General features: G+C 40.8%; 14 protein-coding genes, 2 pseudogenes and 1 riboswitch. Of the genes and pseudogenes, 3 read left to right on the top strand and 13 right to left on the bottom strand.

The genetic code is table 11. The annotated features are described in order from the left end of the window. Positions 1–26: 26 nt before the first annotated feature. From MKY20_RS06210 to MKY20_RS06190, 5 genes and pseudogenes are all read right to left on the bottom strand, one after another. On the bottom strand, positions 27–2,612 hold the full coding sequence (locus MKY20_RS06210) for an EAL domain-containing protein (protein WP_251266842.1): 2,586 nt from the start codon (positions 2,610–2,612) through the stop codon (positions 27–29). A 50-nt stretch (positions 2,613–2,662) separates the two neighbouring features. Further along, positions 2,663–2,749, bottom strand: a riboswitch (cyclic di-GMP riboswitch). A gap of 73 nt (positions 2,750–2,822) precedes the next feature. Beyond that, on the bottom strand, positions 2,823–3,200 hold the full coding sequence (locus MKY20_RS06205; RefSeq protein WP_285838759.1) for a ComF family protein: 378 nt from the start codon (positions 3,198–3,200) through the stop codon (positions 2,823–2,825). Between the two features lie 129 nt (positions 3,201–3,329). Next, positions 3,330–3,509 (bottom strand): annotated as a pseudogene (locus MKY20_RS06200) (double zinc ribbon domain-containing protein); the annotation flags it as partial. A gap of 7 nt (positions 3,510–3,516) precedes the next feature. Continuing rightward, the gene (locus MKY20_RS06195; RefSeq protein WP_251266905.1) at positions 3,517–4,986 is read right to left on the bottom strand and encodes a DEAD/DEAH box helicase; all 1,470 of its coding nucleotides are present in this window, start codon (positions 4,984–4,986) and stop codon (positions 3,517–3,519) included. 236 nt (positions 4,987–5,222) lie between these two features. Further along, the gene (locus MKY20_RS06190; RefSeq protein WP_251266841.1) at positions 5,223–6,062 is read right to left on the bottom strand and encodes a DegV family protein; all 840 of its coding nucleotides are present in this window, start codon (positions 6,060–6,062) and stop codon (positions 5,223–5,225) included. A 222-nt stretch (positions 6,063–6,284) separates the two neighbouring features. On the opposite strand from MKY20_RS06190, the gene MKY20_RS06185 reads away from it, so the two are divergent. Further along, positions 6,285–6,563: a hypothetical protein gene (locus tag MKY20_RS06185; RefSeq protein WP_159344552.1), complete on the top strand. Its 279-nt coding sequence runs from the start codon at positions 6,285–6,287 to the stop codon at positions 6,561–6,563. 204 nt (positions 6,564–6,767) lie between these two features. On the opposite strand, the gene MKY20_RS06180 is transcribed toward MKY20_RS06185, so the two are convergent. Both MKY20_RS06180 and MKY20_RS06175 read right to left on the bottom strand, forming a co-directional pair. Continuing rightward, a complete protein-coding gene (locus tag MKY20_RS06180; RefSeq protein WP_019380801.1) occupies positions 6,768–7,448 on the bottom strand; it encodes a response regulator in 681 nt (226 codons plus the stop codon). 56 nt (positions 7,449–7,504) lie between these two features. Next, entirely contained in the window at positions 7,505–8,644 is a 1,140-nt protein-coding gene (locus tag MKY20_RS06175; protein WP_019380800.1) for a sensor histidine kinase, read from the bottom strand. 410 nt (positions 8,645–9,054) lie between these two features. On the opposite strand from MKY20_RS06175, the gene MKY20_RS06170 reads away from it, so the two are divergent. Beyond that, positions 9,055–9,693 carry a YigZ family protein gene (locus MKY20_RS06170; protein WP_251266840.1) on the top strand — a complete coding sequence of 213 codons (639 nt, stop codon included), beginning with the start codon at positions 9,055–9,057 and terminating at the stop codon, positions 9,691–9,693. Positions 9,694–9,779: 86 nt separating this feature from the next. Beyond that, positions 9,780–10,868 carry an LCP family protein gene (locus tag MKY20_RS06165; RefSeq protein ID WP_251174175.1) on the top strand — a complete coding sequence of 363 codons (1,089 nt, stop codon included), beginning with the start codon at positions 9,780–9,782 and terminating at the stop codon, positions 10,866–10,868. A gap of 376 nt (positions 10,869–11,244) precedes the next feature. Here MKY20_RS06165 and MKY20_RS06160 read toward each other — a convergent pair whose 3' ends face one another. The 6 genes and pseudogenes from MKY20_RS06160 to MKY20_RS06135 all read right to left on the bottom strand — a co-directional run. After that, positions 11,245–12,306, bottom strand: a complete 1,062-nt coding sequence (locus MKY20_RS06160) for an MraY family glycosyltransferase (protein ID WP_251174176.1) — start codon at positions 12,304–12,306, stop codon at positions 11,245–11,247. Between the two features lie 248 nt (positions 12,307–12,554). Beyond that, positions 12,555–13,673, bottom strand: coding sequence for a polysaccharide pyruvyl transferase CsaB (gene csaB / locus MKY20_RS06155; protein ID WP_251266839.1), 1,119 nt, complete (start codon positions 13,671–13,673; stop codon positions 12,555–12,557). 3 nt (positions 13,674–13,676) lie between these two features. Next, a complete protein-coding gene (locus MKY20_RS06150; RefSeq protein WP_251266838.1) occupies positions 13,677–15,539 on the bottom strand; it encodes a DUF5693 family protein in 1,863 nt (620 codons plus the stop codon). A gap of 32 nt (positions 15,540–15,571) precedes the next feature. Continuing rightward, positions 15,572–17,137 carry a putative polysaccharide biosynthesis protein gene (locus MKY20_RS06145; protein ID WP_251266837.1) on the bottom strand — a complete coding sequence of 522 codons (1,566 nt, stop codon included), beginning with the start codon at positions 17,135–17,137 and terminating at the stop codon, positions 15,572–15,574. Position 17,138: 1 nt separating this feature from the next. Next, positions 17,139–17,870, bottom strand: coding sequence for a WecB/TagA/CpsF family glycosyltransferase (locus tag MKY20_RS06140; RefSeq protein WP_174751955.1), 732 nt, complete (start codon positions 17,868–17,870; stop codon positions 17,139–17,141). 325 nt (positions 17,871–18,195) lie between these two features. Next, positions 18,196–19,314 (bottom strand): annotated as a pseudogene (locus MKY20_RS06135) (CDP-glycerol glycerophosphotransferase family protein); the annotation flags it as partial. Between the last annotated feature and the right edge of the window lie 281 nt (positions 19,315–19,595).

The following is a 19,595-nucleotide window of genomic DNA, read 5'->3' as shown; positions in this document are numbered from 1 at the left end:
AAAAATAGGATAATTATAGAAAAAAATTATTCGAAATACAGCAGACTGCTGGCTGTTTCTATGAATCGGGATTCGGGAACAGAGCGGTTCTGCTCGAGCTGACTTTGCAGAATATTAAGCATCGCCGCCAATTCAGCTCTCGGTCCCTCTTCGATAATAAATTGAAATCCATAATTAGTCAGAGCATCTGATATTTCATCTTTTCGGACAATCGTCCCAGTAAAGGAGAGAACCTCTCCTAAAAGCTTGGTTTCAATTAATAGAATGATATCTTTCCTCACAGGAAGTTTCATCTTTGAAACAAATTTTACTCCGCCTGCACTCATATCTTCAATCAGGATTTTCGTGCTGCCCATTTTGACAGGCTTGCTGTTAAGCTCTAAGATGGTCATCTCTGCCTCCAGCGGATAGGGAAACTCGACCCGGACATACTTGCGCAAACCTTTGAACACATTGTCTTCCTTGATATTCTGCGGCTTCAGGGTGCCAATTAAGAGTTTCTGCTCGAAAGCGGAAGGCGGAAGCGGCTTACTGAAAAGATATCCCTGTATTTGATCACACTCATTCTTCCTTAAAGAATAGAATTGTTCAAAAGTCTCTACGCCTTCTGCTACCACCTTCATATTCAGCCCATGGGCAAGCTGAATCAGATTGGCCGTAATGATTGCATCTTCCGCGTTTTTATCCATTGCTTGGATAAACGTTTTATCAATCTTTAAAACATCAAATTTATAATTTTTCAGCTGTGTGATGGAGGAATACCCGGTCCCAAAGTCATCCAGTGCAATCTTCACTCCCATTGAACCCAATTCTTTAAGCACTGAAATGACGTTCTCTGAGTAATTGATTAGGGAAGATTCCGTCAATTCAATTTCAATTAGTGACGCATCGAGGTGACTCTCATCCAATGCTTTTTTTATCGTGGAAACAAGACAACTTTTCAAGAAGCTCAGCGGAGAGATATTTACGGATATCGGAACAATCGATAACCCTTTTTCCTTCCAGGAATAAATCTGGCTGCATACTTTCCTTAGCACATATTCACCTATATTTATGATTAAACCGGTTTCCTCTGCCACTGTTATAAACTCCAAAGGGGAAACTCTGCCCCATTCCGGATGATTCCATCTTAATAAAGCTTCGGCACTTACTATTTTGCCGGTCTTCGTATCAACTCTTGGCTGGTATTCAAGAAAAAACTCATCATTTTGAATGGCTTTTCTCATATCCTGTTCAAGGGTAAAAAGCTTATAAGATTCAATATCCATGGAAGGATGGTAAACCTGGAATCTATTATTCCCTTTCTGCTTGGCATGGTACAGGGAAGATTCCGTATTTCTGACTAATTCATCAGCTGTTCTTCCATTATCCGGATATAAACTAATGCCTATAGATGGGGTAATATTAAGCTCAAAGCTGTCGATGTGGAATGGTTCAGAGAAAATTTGATTAATGGAATCTGCTAATTGCGCAGGATCCTCCTTTTCCTGGATATATTCCATTATAACTGCAAATTGATCACCGGAAATTCTTGCTGAAAAACAGACTGAATTTAACTTCTCCTTAATTCTATGTGAAACAAGCCTAAGAAGTTCATCTCCTGAGGAATGTCCAAAGGTATCATTAATCTGCTTTAACCGTTCCAGATCAAAGAACAAGACAGCGAAATTCTGTTGTTCATCGTCTTCAATAAGGCTCTGCAGCTTCTGATCAAAGTACCGGCGGTTTGGCAGATCGGTCAAATGATCATAAAATGCCATACGCCTCATTCTCTTTTCAAGCCATTTTTGTTCTGTTATATCTGTTACAAAGCCATCAACCCGGATAAGTTGGCCTCGTTCATCTAAATAGGGGATACTATGATCATTCACCCATCTAAGCTCACCGGATTTATGGAAGATACGATATTGGCAGCGAACGCTCTTCCCATGTATAAGATTTACCCGATTGGCTTCCAGACTTTGCAGGTCATCAGGATGGATCACTTCGTCCCATAAATCGAAATTATCAATCAGCTCACGGGCTGTGTACCCGAAAATGCCTTCCACTCCTCTGGAGAAATGAAATACCTTTCTTTCTATTAAATCGGCGGAATAAATGCCAACATCAAGATTTTCATAGATTTGTCCTATTTTCCGCTCGTTTTCATAGAGCTTCTCTTCCATGCGCCTTTTTTCAGTTATATCCTGAATCGTTGCAACGATTTTCGGTGATCCGCTTTCTCCTGCAAAATAGTCCGCACGATGATGAATATACCGTTCCTCTCCATCCTGCCTAATTATCCGGCATATCAGATCCACACTGTCCTTTTCCTCTAACAGTCGAGTAAACTGATTTTCAAAAGCCGGCCGGTCGTCTGGATGCAGATAACTCAAATACATTTTGTAGTCCGGAAAAAAACCTTTTTGAGGCTTTAGCCCAAATATCCGGAACAGCTGATCTGACCAAAACCCTCTATCGTTTTCAATATCGTACTCCAGGCTCCCAATATTTGCGATCTTCTGAGCCTGGTTCAGGTTATTTTTTATTTTCGTCAATTCCAATTGCTGACTGTTATATTCAGCAATATCTTTAGTGGTGTTTTCACCATCCTGTGAGTTTATTTCGTCCACTTCAAAACATCCTTTCCAATAAAAAAAGGCAAACGAAAATAGTTCTTCTTCTGTGCAGCCCGGCTGCCATGGCAGAAACCTGCTTTAGGCCCGCAGCTTTGCGTCTTTTACTTTCGTAAAATTTGCCCTGGATTAGAATATTTTAACATAGGATTATTTTCCTAATAACTATCCAGATCAAAAACATCAACTTGTAATTAATTCCATCCATTATCCTCTTGCTAATGTAACCGAGCAGACTGAAGCAGCACCCCCTGCTTTAAGAACTTTCGCTGCATGATATAGAGTTGAGCCGGTAGTATAGATATCGTCAATTAGGATAATTTTTTTATTCTTGATATTGAGATTTTGCAGCTGGAAGACCTGGTGCGAATGAATTCGTTCCATTCGCGATTTCTTAGATTGCTTTTCTGAGTGAATTCGCTGCAGCGGTTCCGTCACGGTAAAGCCTGCCTCATGGATGAGTGCGGCAGACTGATTGAAGCCTCGTTCATAAATCCTTTGGGGACTTAGAGGGATTGGGACGAGATAGTCGAATTCCACGGTACTCAGCTTTTCCCTAATGATAGGAGAAAAAGCTCTCGACAAAATATAGTCGCCCCGGAACTTATAGCGGGCTATAGTTTCTTTCAGAAAGTCATCGTATATAAAAAGGGAATTGTTTTTCAGAAGCTGCCCTGACCATTCTGGATCCCCGTTCCACCTTAGACAATCTGCGCATAGATTCCCTTTTCGAAATTGAGGATCTATGTTACTGAAGGGCCGGCTGCATTTACTGCAAGCATCGCCATTGATAAATGGGAGTTTATCGGTGCAGCATTGGCATAAATGATTGTCTTTTGGCCGCGACCAGAGAGTTGTCCAGCTGACAGCTGAAAGGATTTCTTCATGGCATATTAAGCAGTTAATGGTCGATCAGTCCTTTCTTTTTGGCTTCAGTGTTCATTTTGAGTATTTGTTTTTGCGCCTTGACCATGCTTTCGGTTTTGCCGTAGTGAAAAAAGGTGATTTCTCCTTTCGGGTATTCAGAGCTTCTTCCAACACGGCCGGCAATTTGAACAAGAGCGCTTTCGGTAAAAATACGGTCTTCTGCTCCAAATACTGCTACATCAATATTAGGGAAGGTAACTCCTCTTTCCAGGATGGTCGTTGTTAAAAGCATGGGAATCTCTTTATTGCGCATCATTTGGACTTTGTCTTTTCGATCGGGGTCTTCTGCGTGAACAGCTTGGATTTTAGGATAGGTTTTACGAAGGATGGTAAGGACTTTTTCCATTTTATCGATTTTTGGAAGGAAGAGCAGGCACTGCTTCTGGTTGTCGTGCCTCTTCTTGATCCATTGGGTAACTGCAGACGGGAGTTTGTCTTTTTTTAGGGATTTCTCCCAATTTCCGCACCATTTGAAAGCCGGTACAGGCAATGGATGACGATGATATCTAGCCGGGATAGTGACAAAGTTTCTTTTTCCGCTGCGGCATTCATTTTGCCATTTTTGACTGGGGGTGGCAGTTAAATAGATCATAGAGGAGGTTTCTTTGCGGGATTGGCGGACGGCATACTGCAGGGTTTCGTCTGCCGTATAAGGAAAGGCATCCACTTCATCAAGGATTACGGTGTCAAAAGCTTTATAAAAGCGGAGGAGCTGATGGGTGGTGGCGATGGTCAAAGGAGCTTGAAGGTGGCGGCCTTCACTGCCGCCGTAAAGGACAGCCACCTGAATACCGGGGAAGACTGCTTTTAGCCGCGGACCAAGCTCAAGTACAACATCTGTTCTCGGAGTAGCAATGCAGATTCTTTTTCCAGAGGCAAGGGCAGCATTGATTCCTTCAAATAGAACTTCTGTTTTTCCTGCTCCGCAGACAGCCCAGACGAGGAATTCCTTGCTTTCGATTACAGCCTGCTTTACCTGGTCAGAGGCAATTTGTTGCCCGGGTGAAAGGTTGCCTGCCCATATCAGGGGATGTTCAGCTAGCTCCCGAACGGGCTCAGGTCCGCACCATCCAATCAGAGGAGTGCACTCACTGACCCGTCCCATCATGATACATTTCCGGCAGTAGGTACATTCTTTCTCACCGCATCGGGCACAGGGAAAACTTGCAAACAGTGAACGATCTTTATTGCCGCACCTGGCACAAACTATCTTGCTTTTGGTCTTAATTATCCCTTTTCGGTAAGAAATATAGCCATTTTCAAAGTGCTGATGGATTTCTTCAATTGAATGCGGAAGGTTTTCGAATAGAAGCTGTTTTCCGTAAAGGATTTGCTGGAGTTCTATGTTATATGAATAGTTTTCGTTGAGTGGCGGCTCTGGAATGTTGTCAATGGAGGAAATCGGGAGGCTTTCTGGAGGAAAATCATTTATATATGGGGTCATATTAGGAGTAAATCTCAATTAGTTCACCTCTTGATTAATTAGTTTGTATCTCTATTTGCAAGTTTTGCGGTTCTATTTGCAAGTTCTCCGATCTATTTGCAGATTTAGGCTGCTATTTGCAAAATTAAACATTCTATTTGCAGGAATCCTGGATCTATTTGCAAAACCCTTACATCCACATCACCCCTCCCAAAAAAATCTGCGCCACCCTTAAGAATGGCGCACTCAAACAAAACCTACTTCTTCACCCAGCCAAACCCCATAGCACCTTCACCTAGATGGGTTCCAATGACCGGACCAAAATAGCTGATCATAAACTCAACATTAGGATATTCCGCTTCAAGCTCTGCCTTCCACTCGCGGGCTTCTGCTTCGCGATTGGCATGAATAATAACAGCCTGGTATGGCTCCCCGCTTTTTACGTCTTCCCAGAAAAGATCAACCATCCGCTTCATCGCTTTTTTGCGCGTGCGAATCTTTTCAAATGGAACAATTTTCTTATCCTCAAAATGAAGCAGCGGCTTCACCTGGAGTAGGCTGCCGATCAATGCCTGTGCACTGGACAAGCGGCCTCCTCGCTGAAGATGTGATAAGTCATCCACCATGAAATAGGCACGAATGCTTTTCTTCATCTCCTCAAGACGTTCAACGATCTCCTGTGGACCCTTACCGGCAGCAGCAAGCTCTGCAGCTTCAATCACATAAAACCCCTGCACCATACAGCTGATTTCCGAATCAAATGGAAAAACCTGAATCCCATCAACCATGCTCCCGGCAGTAACTGCCCCCTGGAACGTCCCGCTGATGCCGCTTGACAGATGAATCGAAATCACTGCATCATACTCTTTCGCTAATATCTCAAACAGCTCGGCAAACTCACCCACAGGAGGCTGCGAAGTAGTCGGAAGATCTTTATGCTTCACTTCTTCATAAAAGTCTGCAGCCGTAATTTCTACTTCTTCCCGGTACGTCTCACTGCCAAAAATAACACTAAGCGGAATCATATGTATATTTAACTTTTCTCTTAAATCCTTAGGAATGTATGCTGTACTATCCGTTACAACAGCCGTTTTCATAAATAGAGTTACCATCCTTATCTTTTTTCTCTACTGTATGTTCATGTTCCATTTTATATGATAGCGGGGGAAATTGCATTAAGTTATAGAGCAGGTAATTAAATAAACCTGTGCTCCATTATACCTACTTTTAAGACCTGGTATATTTTTACCTTCAAATCTTTGCCAGGCATATGATAAAATGCTTTTTGTGTCTTTATTTTGTAAAGGAGCTGTAACACATTGATTAAAAACACTTCTTCCACAAATAGCCCCACTTCCAATAGATACAGCACAGATACTCTCCATCAAATGCTTAATAATGAATTAAGTAAATATAAGCACATTAAAGTTCCAAATATTGACCATTCAATCAGCGGACCTGAACTTGCTTCCTGGCTCATAGACAGTTTGCCTCCAAAGGAAATCGAGAAGCTTGTTTATTTAGTGAATCAAGCAAAAAAGAGATCTTCCAATACAAAACCTATCTTTCAAACAGCTGCAGCCGCACTTATAAAATAAACACGCAAAGATAACCACTTTTTGCGTGTTTATGGTTAATATTTCAAAAATAGTGTATTAATACCTTTAATTTATCTGCTATTTCCGCTATCATAAAATAGAGGGGAACCCTATGAGGCAAGTAATCACAATTATTCTTCCTTCGTTTTCCTGCAAAACAAAAAAGAAAAAGCCCTATTAAAAGGACTTTTTCTCTCAATAATATTATCGCACCTCTACCCAGCCATTTTTGATCGCTACGACAACTGCCTGAGTACGGTCGTTCACATTCATTTTTTGCAGGATATTACTTACGTGGTTCTTTACGGTTTTTTCACTTATGTATAATGCTTCCCCAATTCCGCGGTTGCTTTTTCCATCAGCAAGGAGCTGAAGCACCTCACATTCACGGCGTGTCAGCAAGTGAAGCGGACGGCGGATTTCCACCTGTGAATAAGATGTGGTCCCTGTACCTTCTGCTGCAAGTCTGCGGTATTCATTTACCAGGTTGTGTGTCACCTTCGGATGTAAGTAAGATCCTCCATCAGCGACAACCTTTACAGCTTCGACTAATGCATCTGCATCCATTTCTTTTAAAAGGTATCCGCTTGCTCCTGTTTTAAGTGCGTGGGTTACATAATTCTCATCGTCATGGATGGAAAGAATGATTACCTTGGATTCTGGATATTTATTAATCAGCTGGCGGGTCGCTTCCACACCGTTTGTGTTCGGCATATTGATGTCCATGATGATTACATCCGGATCATACTCTTCTACGAGGCCCATGGCTTCACTGCCATCATCACCTTCTGCCACTACATTAAAGCTCTTTTCGAAATCTAAAATGCGTTTTACCCCTTCTCTGAATAATTGATGGTCATCAATTATGACGATCTTTGTATTCAAATGCTTCGCCTCCCAAATCTCCAGTTAGTTTTCTATCTCTATTCTTAAGGTGTTTCTTATTTCAATGGCACCTGGATAATAACAATGGTTCCTTTGCCTGGTTTAGAATCTATGGACATCTGGCCATCCAATAGTTCAAGCCTTTCACCCATTCCCATAATTCCAAAAGATCCAGGACGCTTCTCGCGAATATTGAAGCCCTTCCCATCGTCTTTGACGACTACGGCTACCCTGGTACAGTTTATTTCTATTTTCACTTGGATTTCTTTAGCATCCGCATGTTTTAGAGCATTTGTCACAGACTCCTGAATCAGACGGAACAGTGCGACTTCATATTGTGGCGGGAGCCTCTTCTCTTCGCCAACATTCGCGAAATATATCTTGGTGCTCCTGTGATACTCTTCGATCGTTGTTAAGTATTTTTTGAGGGTAGGTATTAAACCCAAATCATCAAGAGCCATTGGGCGCAAGTCATAAATAATCCTGCGGACTTCATATAAAGCATTGCGGACCATTTTTTTCAGGTCTTTTATTTCAGTAATGGCTTCATCAGCACCGCGCTCTTTGTATACCCGTTCAATTAAATCGGACCTCATCATGACATTCGCCATCATCTGGGCCGGTCCGTCATGGATTTCGCGGGACACTCTTTTCCGCTCTTCTTCCTGTGCTTCGATGATCTTCAGACCAAAATCCTGTTTGAGCTTCGCATCTTCAATGATTTCTCCCATTTGCTTTAAGTCACTGGTCAGATAGTTCATCACGACCGTAATTTGAGAAATGAGGACTTCCGCTCTATCAATGGTGTCATTAACACCAATAAGCCTTCTTTCAATATCATCACGGCGATCCCTCAGCTGTTTTTCAAGCTGACGGTTCATGGATAAATCCATCTGAAGCTGATGGGCCTTCTCATATGCTTCACGCACTTCAGACTCTGAATAATCCTTAAAATGCATGCTTACTTCAGAAAGGCGCTTTCTTGCAAACCGGGTTTGCACTTCCAGCTTATCCCCTTCTTCGATTACCTTAAGAACCATTTGTTTAACTTCCATAAGTTCTTCGGTTAAAGTCTTATGATCTTTACGGCATTGTTCACCTATACGGAAAATTTCATCTTTACTGGTGCCTACTGTTTGAACCATTTTTTCAAGAATAAGATCCAGAGTCTTGGAATCGAATTTCTTAATACTCATTTACACTCCTCCAAGGGCGCAGCCCTTCCGCTATGTACCTTTATTTTAGCGCTAAATGAGTTAAGATACTATCTTTCCAGTCTGAAAATTATACCAAGTTACCTAAAATTCGGTAAAAAGGCTTAGGCTTGTGATTTCACCCCATGTCTTATATCCTATATAAAAGCAGGGTAAACATGACTACCAAGCAAAATAATATGTATATTTATACCACTTAAAGATTAAAATCGGCACATTTTTTATTATAGCAGCATAAACATCAGAATTGTTTTCATTATAACATGGGAAAAAATGTTCTATATTAAAGTTTTATTACATTCTGTTAAAAAATTGATGTTGGGAAACTTGTCGAATTATAATGAATTTAGCTGAATTTTTTTTGTGCAAAGAGTTTAGAAAGGAGCGGTTCTGTGCTGCCCTCTTATTATACAGTTAAGGAATACGGAGAAAATGAAATCGAAATAGAAAGATCCAGGTTTATTGCTCATGTTGCCAGAGCAGAAACAGCAGATGAAGCCCTGGATTTTATTCAGAAGATTAAGAAGAAACATTCAAACGCCACCCATAATTGTTCTGCCTACTTAATTGGTGAAAACGACCAGATCCAAAAAGCAAATGATGATGGTGAGCCAAGCGGTACGGCTGGTGTGCCTATCCTGGAAGTGCTGAAGAAAAAAAAGCTAAAAGATACTGTGGTTGTCATAACCAGGTATTTCGGCGGAATAAAATTAGGAGCAGGCGGATTAATCAGGGCATATGGAAGGGCAACCTCTGAAGGATTGCAAGCGACGGGAATTGTTGAACGAAAGCTAATGACAGTGATGAAGACAAAGATTGATTATACCTTGCTAGGAAAGGTAGAAAATGAGCTGAGATCTTCAATATACACATTAAAGGAAATCCAATATCTTGATACAGTAACAGTTGAAACGTTTGTTGAAGAAAATCAAACCGGGGCATTTACTGACTGGATGACCGAATTAACAAATGGTGCTGGTGAAATTACTTTAGGTGACAGTCTTTATCTGGAAGCAGAGGTAAAAGCTTAGTATACCCAAAATTTTGTTTTACTAAACCCCCTAAAAATTATAAAATAACAATGGCACTCTTTACTTTTAAATAAAGGAGCATACAGATGTCTCATGATAGACGTTCAATAGTAATTGAAAAAAGAAAATCCAAAAGGAAAAGAAGAATCTTTTTATTTATTTTCCTTCCTATTATCTTACTGACACTTAGCGCCACGGCTTATGGAACATTTTTATATAATAAAGCACAATCAGTTATGGAAGATTCATATAACCCTATAGATCGCACTACAAAGAGAGCATCTGCAGCTCAGCCGGATATAGATAATATTTCAGTTCTGTTCATCGGTGTGGATGACAGCAGCAAAAGGTCTTTCAGCACATCCTCCAGATCGGATGCGCTTATGCTTGCTACTTTTAATAAGGATTCCAAATCAGTTAAATTGCTTAGCATTCCAAGAGACTCTTATGTTTACATTCCAAAGTTGGGATACCAGGATAAAATCACTCATGCCCATGCGAATGGCGGCCCTGCAACCACCATTGAAACCGTGGAAGAGATGCTTGATATTCCAGTCGACTTTTATGTGAAAGTAAACTTCAATGCGTTCATTGATATAGTGGAAGCTTTGGATGGCATTAAAGTGGATGTCCCTTATGCTTTTTCAGAGCAGGACTCAAATGATACTCCTAATGCCATCAGTCTAGAGCCTGGCTACCAATTATTAAATGGTGAAGAAGCACTGGCATTGGCCAGAACAAGAAAAAAGGATAGTGATATCCAGCGCGGCGAAAGACAGCAGGAAATCCTGAAAGCCATTGTAAACAGAGCTGCTTCAGTTGGTTCTATTTCAAAGTATGCCAATGTCATTGAAGCGGTTGGAAAGAATATGGAGACTGATTTAACATTTGATCAGATGAAAGCATTCCTGAATTATGCAACAGAAGGATCATCGATAAATATTGAATCATTAAATATCGCTGGACAGGATATGTACCTGCCGAACAGCAACGGAAACCGCGTTTATTATTATGAATTGGATCAGACCAGCCTGGCAGAAATCCAAACCGAATTAAAAGGCCATTTAGATCTGAGCGATACAGAATTCGGACAAAATACAACGGATGATGCTGAAAATCAAGTACAGAGTGATAGTCAGACAGACTATCAGACTGAAGCCGAAAGTGAATATTAAAATGCAGAAACCTCCCAGCTCCAGCAAGAGTTGAGAGGTTTTTTTTTGTGGTTTACTTATAGACAAAAAAATACAGCCTATAAATGCTGTATCAGTTTTAATTGATGATATTTTGATTTTTTGAAAAGACTGGAATTATAAGGTGATGTAGAGGCCGAGCATAGGATCGTGTTATAAGTCAAAAACCAAAACTGATGCCAAATAATCTTCATTTTCTTGACCATGTTATCACTCCTTAAGTTCCTTTACATAAAAAATAACATGGATTTGTTAAGCAAATATTATGTCAATGTTAAGAAAATTTTCAGAAATTGTTACATAAGTCCATTTGCACAAGCATAAAAATAAGCAACCTAATAAGGCTGCTTAAATATCTTTATCTATTTTTGACAGAGGAAGCAACTCTGCTCTTCAATCTTTTTAATAGCGGCTGATAATCCTTCCCCACTAATCCAATCACTTCTGCAAATAATTCAATTAAAAGCAAGATGACCGTGATGAATAATATGGCCCCCCATACTTTTGCCTGAGAAAAGATGATAGCTGCAAGGCCGAAGAAAACTGAAATTGCATAAATCATCAATACCGTCTGCCTGTGGGTAAATCCTAAATTCAATAAACAGTGATGCAGGTGGGATTTATCTGGTGCTGATAAAGGCTTTTTATTCACAATCCGCCTGATGATCGCAAAAAATGTATCTGATAGCGGCACGCCCAAAATCAGAATCGGGATGATAAACGAAATCACTGTGACATTTTTGAAACCCAATAGGGAAAGCACACCAATGATATATCCTAAAAAGAGAGCTCCGGTATCGCCCATGAATATCTTCGCCGGGTGAAAGTTGTAGATGAGAAAGCCCAATGTACTAACCAATACAAGGGTTGAAACAGCGATAACATAGGTATTCCCCATGATGATCGCCATACTTGATATGGTGATCAGAGCAATCGATGATACCCCCGCTGCCAAACCATCTAAACCATCAATCAGGTTGATTGCGTTCGTTACTCCGACAATCCACAGAACTGTAATTGGGATGGCAAAATAACCAAATTTAATTTCCCCGCCAAAAGGGGTATTGATGGAATCAACATCCACTCCGCCCCATAAAACAACGATTAAGGCAGCTGCAATCTGGACAATTAGCTTTATTCTCGCAGAAAGCTCATATTTATCATCCAATACACCGAGAATGACAATCAGCAAACTCCCCGCCAGAATTGGAATATGGTACTCCTTGTCAGGCTGAAAAATGAACATTCCAAGCAAAAAACTAATATATATCGCCAGCCCGCCTAATCGGGGCATTACTTTTTGATGAACTTTTCTATGGTTAGGCTGATCAGTAGCTCCTATTTTCAACGCCAATTTTTTTACAAAAGGGGTCATAATAACAGAGCATAAAAAACATAATACTAAGGTCAAGTAAAACATAAAGACCCTCCTTATGAGTATAATGCCCCTATTTCACTTTCGGAATCAGGCATATTTTTCCTAACAAATGTATGTATATACCGAGCCTAATTATATCATACATCTGCATCAAAAAGTTTTTTTATTTTGACCTTGCTTCCAAGTTTATTACAATTTTTTTAAAATTCCCTTCATCCTGATTCCTTAATTCGACATGAACTAAGCATTCCTTTAATAAGACGTTCAAGGCGCCATAATAGTTACATGATTTATCGTTTTTTCAGTGACCCCTCACCAATTTTATTCCCCCTCACCTCCTTTTCAAAAAAATGAATAGCTTTTTGAGCCGTATTACCCGCTTCCCGCTGAAGGTGCCCGATTGTTTCCTTTAGATGCGCGGATTCTTCACCTTTGTTTTGCAAAGCGGCTCTTATCGCTTGTGAAAGCGTTGATCCATCCCAGCCTTCCTCCATCACATGACCTGCTACAGGCTGTCCAGCAATATCGGCGAAAGCTTCAATTTTCGGATCATAGGATACAGCAATAAAAGGCGTATAGGTGATCGAAGAAAAAATCAGGGCATGCAGCCTCATTCCAACCAGCAGATCGGACTTTCCGATGATGGCTATTTTTTCTTCAATGGAGGCATCATAAGGAGCAATATAGCTTTTCTCCTTCATTTTTTCAGCCGTTTCTTTAGATGCCTTTTCATCGTGTTTGCCGTGCATAGGGACAAAAACAATCTGCTTTCCTTCCTGCGCTAAGGAATCTAAAGCCTCGGCCATCTTTTGTTTATAATCAACGGAAGAAGGCCAATCTCTGACAGATACTGTAACAGCAGAACCCGTAAAGGCCTGCTTTTCCCACCAGGTGCTGTTCTGCTCTGCAAGCTTAAGCCCTAACACTGGATCTGGCACAATTTCGATTGGATTTTGGACTCCTATCCTTTCGAGCAGCTTTTTGGATGCCTGGTCACGTACCGTGATCTCCGGTTTTCTTAAAACCCTCTTCACAACAGCCCTGCTGAAAGGATGATGCAGCGGACCGATTCCTTGTGCATAGATAAATACCGGTTTTCTGATGAGATTAGCAAAATGAATCACGCCTGAGTAATAGGGAATCGACCTAAGTTTCGTCTCATCCTGCAGCAGACTGCCCCCTCCGCTTATCAAGCCGTCAGAAGCAATTAATGCTTTACATACTTCTATCACGCTCCAGCGGTCCACTGCCTTTACATTGTAAGTTTTCTCTGTAAGTGGAGGGTTATTCGATAGTACAGTTATATCAATTCCTGGTTCCTTATCCCGTAAAGCCTGGATGATCGAATAAAGAATCGCCTCATCCCCTACATTATCGAAACCGTAATAACCTGAAAGAACTACCTTCATTTATTAACACCTCAGTTTCCATTTCTTCTCGTAAATGGATCGTCCTTGTTTAAATAAAAATATAAATAACAGGCCGATCACTAATCCTAATGCAAGGCTGTAAAAAGTCCTCAGAAGTGAAATATAGAGAGGTATATGCAAATGGGTAAAGGTGTTAACAATAGATAAATACCCGATCACACCCGGTATAAGCAAATACAAGCCAATTTTTTGATGAAGCGGATAGATGTACAGCGCAAGCACAAAGAATGGGAAGCCAATCAGAAATTCCTTCGTTCTCGGCCTTACATACATGACCTCTTCCAGCCATTGGCGAAAAGCCAGTTCAATGGAAGATACGCTCCCCGCATTTCCAGTCCGGCTTATATAGTACAAGCCGATAACGGTTATTAAACCAATAACAGCTAAATGCCAATACTGAACCTTCATGTTCAGAATGCCCTTGAGATCCCGCCAAAGCGCATAAATCATGACAAATAGGATCGGAACGATATAGGTCAGCTTAACCCCGCGGAATGCTTCAATCTTCACCAAATATTCATTTCCATTCAAAAGTGAAGTAATAATGATAATACCCGCAAAGCTTATTAGAGCCGCCCGGCCATATGGCAGGAATATCCCTTTCCTATTTTTAATTGGGATGACAGCAAAAATCGGTGTAATAACGGCAACGAGTAAAGCAAGTCCCTGCAGCAGGACTTGGGCCTTCAGCAAAAAGGCTGCTGCCGCAATCAAAAATGTGCCTGCAAGCGCTGCATAGAATAAAGCCCGCCTGGAAAAAATCGCTTGTACAGCAATAGAGATGAAAAGGACAGCAGCCATCAAAGCCGGCAATTGACTCCAGAAAGGTACAGATATTGGATCAAATGCGTGGGCTTTACCAGCTTTATAATGGACTGGCATTTGGCTATTTATTGCCTGAATAAACTCTTCCGTATTCAAAAGTGCTTCTTCAGGCTCTGCCACGTTCTCCACTCTAATGAATAGAGAACGGATATTCCTTTCCTTTACGGCCCGAACAGCCCTATCCACGCCTTCCTCGATGCTTGGGACTTGATTCAAGTCAATGCTGTGCAGCCGGATCATATCAAAATCTATCGCTCTGGCCATTGTACCGATTCCAAGCTGATCGGCAAATTCAATAGCATAAACGGCTATATTCTCATCCTTCAGCTCTTGTGCAAAGCTTTTGATCTTCTCTGCATCCGGATAGCCGATGACTTCATCACCGGAAATCAAAAGACGATTTGATTTCTCATCTGCAAGATCAAGAAGCTGATTGAATACAAATGGATCTTTTTCATCCAAGGAATTAGGCATTCTAAAAACGACTGAAAGATTTGCCTTCTTAATTTCATCTATAATTTCTTCCGTATAGCCAATTGGTGTTTCATTGAATTGGGCACTGTTCAGTGCAGGAAAATGAATAAATTCCTTGTTCGCAATTCTGACTGTTTCTTCTGCCTGAAAAACATCCGTGAGCCGGCCTGTCAGCTCGTTTTCATTTTGGATATGTATATAAGCTCCTTCATTAGAAACCTGGTCGGCTACACCTTCCAAGTCGCTATTCAGGATAGACATTTCCTGAATCCTTCCTCCGGTCAGGACGTTAATATCCCCTATGTCCTCCAGGCTATTTAAGGTTTCAGGCTGAATACTGACAGCATGCAGCCCGGCATCTTTCAAATCCCGCAATACATCTCCCAATTGCAGACTGGGATCCTTAGATACCAGTGATTGAATATCCTGAAACGGAATAATCGTTTCATAATTCCGATTATTCCATTCAGCCTGATGCCTTTGCATAAGGCCAGGCAGCGTTAAAAGAAGAGATAGAATCAATAGACCCAAAACAGTTTTTTTCAATCTCGACATCCTTTCAAAGAAAGCACCGAATGCTAATTGGTTCCTTTTGACTTCCCTTTGTTCAATAAAGGCAAGGAGGCGATTTCTGTTTTATCAATACCCCTTGTAATAAATAAAAGGATAAAGTAGAAGAGGGCACCCGCTATAACGGCAGCTCCGGAAAATACCAAAGCTTTCAATCTGCTCCAATGTTCAATATCTGCATAAAGAATCGAAAGACTAATGAGGCCGCCCATAATGATGGAAGAAATCACGACAGCGGAATCCTTCCATTTCCACACAGTGAAAGGAACTGCCTTCTTAATAAAAATCGTATTGGCAATAAAAATGACCACATATACACCCAGTGTCGAGTAGGCTGCCCCAATTAGTCCAAACTGGCCGACAAAGGTGATGTTAGCTGCTGCTTTAAGAACCACACCGCAGACAATGATATAGGCAGCATGCTTGGCCAGATTGATCCCCTGCAAAATCCCTGTACCCAGTACAGATAGAGAAGTAAATACAGAACTAAAGCCGATGACCGCCAGCACAGCGCTTCCTTCCAAGTCTTTAAATAAAGCCATATTTAAAGGAAGACTTAATGCCAGCAGCCCAAATGCTGCGGGCCATGACACAAGATGCGTCAGACGGTGAGTTCTTTCCAGGATCCCCCTTGCCTTTTCATGGTTCTTTTCCGCCAGCGTCTCTGTTAATAGAGGGATAAGCGGAAGCACGATCGAGCTTGAGAACACAGTAGCGATTTGCACAAGCGACAGTCCCCGCCCGTAAATTCCATACATATAGGTAATATTTTGGTCAATATCTGCTTTCTTTAGACTATATGGAATGGTCACAGAATCCACGAAGTTCAAAAGCGCCATCGTGATGGCCCCAATACAAATCGGCAGGGAAATATAGAGAATCGTTTTTCCTGTTTTTAAAAAATCGCTGTATGAATAGCGAAACCCTTCTGATTTGGGCTTTAAAGTAGAACGGGCAAACAAAATCCGCAAGTAAACAGCGGAAGCGGCAGCCCCTAAAATGGAGCCAGCCATAATGCCGGCTGACACCGCCTCATCGGAATAATCTCTTTCAACAAGCACATAAGCAATTATCAGGATAAATGCCACACGGACTAATTGCTCCAGCACCTGCGAAACAGCTGTTGGCCTAATATCCTGAAAGCCTTGAAAGTAGCCCCTGTACACAGCCATATAAGGTGCAACCAGAAGAGTGGCCGAAACAACAATTAAGGCTAACCGGGTGCTTGCGCCTCCCAGTACCGCCGCTATCGGTGCAGAAAAGCTATAGATAAGCGTAAAACTGGTCAGCCCAAACAAAAAGGCCAAAATCACTGCAGTGACATATATTTTGTAGATCTTCTCGTGATCTCCATGCACATTTGCTTCAGAAATCAATTTGGAAATAGCAATCGGAATTCCTGCTACTGAAAGAATCAGCGCCACCATGTAGACAGGATAAACTAAGCTAAAAATACCCAGCACTTCATCTCCGGCAATATTCTGAAGCGGTATGCGAAAAATGCTTCCAAGTATCTTTGATGCCAAAGTGGCAATGGATAAGATTAAGGTGCTTTTAATAAACGCTTGCTTCATGCTAGCTTCTTGCTTTCTGCGCTAAAATCTTGAAAGCGAATCTCGGCAGTGCCATCATCCGTCCAAAACGGCTTGGCTGCTTTAACAGCCTGTAAAACCATTCCAGATTCATCCTTTGCCAGATTTCCGGCGCTCTTTTCACGGTCCCGGCAATGACATCAAAGCTGCCCCCGACACCAACAAACACACCTTTGTCAAATTGATGAATATTTTCAGCAATCCAATTTTCCTGCCTTGGCACGCCTAATGCCACAAAAATGAGATCCGGCCGCTTTTCAGCAATTTCCTGCTGAATATGTCTGCTTTTCCAGTCAAAAAACCCATTATGCGAACCGACTATTTTTAGCTGAGGAAATTGTTTTCCAATATTCCTTTCAGCCTTTTCCAGCGTTTCCTGCCTGGCCCCCAGCAGATACACACGGTGCTGGTGCCGGTCAGCTAATTGAAGCAAGTCCATCATCACATCATAGCCTGCTACCCTCTCAGGCAGGGGTTTATTTAACAGCTTTGCCGCCTTTACTACACCAATCCCATCTGCCGTTACATAGGTCGCCTGTTCCACCACCTTCATATACGACGGTTCTTCATTGGCCTTCATTACAATTTCAGGATTTGCCGTTATCACAAAAGCTTTTTGTTCTGCATTTATATGATGCTGCAATTGATCAACAAATTGAGAGCGGGTTGCATGAACAAAAGGAACACCCAAAATGTCCACATGTTCTAAATTCATAAGAAAACTCCTTGTCATCTTAAATTTTCTCCATTAATATACCACAAAATATTAGCAGCCAATAATCGCCGCTTAATCATTCGAGGACAAGGATAAAGCAGGGCTTAAGTTGGAGTCAGCAGTATATCTGGATGTTTTTTCACCTCTCTGCAATGTATTCATGAATATTTCTTATAGAATAAGTGATTCGTATTTTGAAGTAAATGAATGCAGAGAATATTTACAATTTTTCACTTAAGTGCAATATTATTATTCAAAGCTTTACAAAATTAAATTAAAAGAAAAAGGGACAGCATTCGCCATCCCTTTTACCTTAATACATTAGTTATATATCTTTTTTCAGAAAAACCTCTTCAACAACCCGCCTTGAAGACTCTCCACTCTCTAAATAGCAAAATTTGCTGTAAAACTCCTCATATTGCTCATTCAAATAAGAATCCGGGGTTATATTCTTAATATAATGAATGACCTCCTCTGTGGTCCTGGCTAATGGACCAGGTGCCTTCTCTTCAAAATCAAAATAGAAGCCACGAAGTTTATCTCTATAATTATCGATATCATAAACATAGAAGATCATCGGACGCCTCAGATTTCCGTAATCAAAGAAAACAGAAGAATAATCAGTCACTAGCATATCAGATATTAAATATAACTCACGTATATCCTCATGATGGGAGAAGTCATAGGCAAACCCTTCATATGGTGTTAAGTCAAAGTTTTCAGCGACTAAATAATGCATTCTTAAAATAATTATATATTCATGCCCCAGTTTTTCCCTTAAGCGATCAAGGTTTAATTGAAGTTCAAATTTATATTGGCCCTTCCCGTAAAACTGGTCATCTCTCCAGGTTGGGGCATAGAGCAGAATCTTTTTATCCAGCGGCAAATGATAGTCCTTTTTCAACTTTTCAATAGTTTCTACATTATTGTTATTGTAAAGAAAATCATTGCGTGGATAGCCGGATTCAATCATTTCTTTTCGGAATCCAAATGCCCTTCTGAATATATCCGTGGAATATCTATTAGGGGAAATCAAATAATCCCACTTACTTGATTCCTTCAGGAAATTCACTTTGTAGCTTTCTGTATCAGTACCGGGCATGTGCACTTCATCCATATCAGCTGCAAGCCTTTTTAGAGGCGTTCCATGCCATGTTTGAAGATAAGTGGTATGAGAAGGCTTCGGGATCCACAATGGCAGTCGGCTGTTGCTTACCCAATAACGGGCTCTGGCCATGAGAAAAAGCCATTTTAGAGAAAATCTTTCTGCATATAATATATCTTTATCAGTAAAGTTTTCCAGATGCCTTTTATCTGCACTCCAATACATAGTATATTCAGGGTGATTTTCTCTCAGGTATTCATAAATGGCTCTAGGATTGCAGCTATATTGCTTTCCTAAAAAGCTTTCAAAGATGATAAGGTCTTCCTTCACAGGAAGATAACCGGCCAGCTTAAAAACAATTTGATATATTCTCTGTATTTTATTACTTCTTTTTACCCTTAACAAAAAATTTTTTAATGGCATGTCTCATTCACCTTGTATATAGAATTGACTATTTTTTCAACATTTTTCGGCATATGAAGACATTATAAAGCTATTCATGGCGATTATCAAATGAATCTGGTTTTAACGAATCATTATCAAGGTATAAAAAATGAATAAATGGCTAACAGGATATGGCAGCATCCCCACGCGAAGTAAACTTGTAAAATACCAAGAAA

The sequence above is a fragment of the Cytobacillus sp. FSL W8-0315 genome (assembly GCF_038002905.1).
GTDB lineage: Bacteria > Bacillota > Bacilli > Bacillales > Cytobacillaceae > Cytobacillus > Cytobacillus pseudoceanisediminis.
Note: the sequence above shows the minus strand (reverse complement) of the source record. Positions and strands in the feature narration are given on the sequence as shown.

Excerpts from the sequence above, each read along its gene's own strand:
- MKY20_RS06195 (WP_251266905.1), bottom strand. The coding sequence starts at position 4,986 with ATGACCCCATATATAAATGATTTTCCTCCAGAAAGCCTCCCGATTTCC.
- MKY20_RS06190 (WP_251266841.1), bottom strand. The coding sequence starts at position 6,062 with ATGAAAACGGCTGTTGTAACGGATAGTACAGCATACATTCCTAAGGAT.
- MKY20_RS06175 (WP_019380800.1), bottom strand. The coding sequence starts at position 8,644 with ATGAGTATTAAGAAATTCGATTCCAAGACTCTGGATCTTATTCTTGAA.
- MKY20_RS06165 (WP_251174175.1), top strand. The coding sequence starts at position 9,780 with ATGTCTCATGATAGACGTTCAATAGTAATTGAAAAAAGAAAATCCAAA.
- MKY20_RS06160 (WP_251174176.1), bottom strand. The coding sequence starts at position 12,306 with ATGTTTTACTTGACCTTAGTATTATGTTTTTTATGCTCTGTTATTATG.
- csaB (WP_251266839.1), bottom strand. The coding sequence starts at position 13,673 with ATGAAGGTAGTTCTTTCAGGTTATTACGGTTTCGATAATGTAGGGGAT.
- MKY20_RS06145 (WP_251266837.1), bottom strand. The coding sequence starts at position 17,137 with ATGAAGCAAGCGTTTATTAAAAGCACCTTAATCTTATCCATTGCCACT.
- MKY20_RS06140 (WP_174751955.1), bottom strand. The coding sequence starts at position 17,870 with ATGAATTTAGAACATGTGGACATTTTGGGTGTTCCTTTTGTTCATGCA.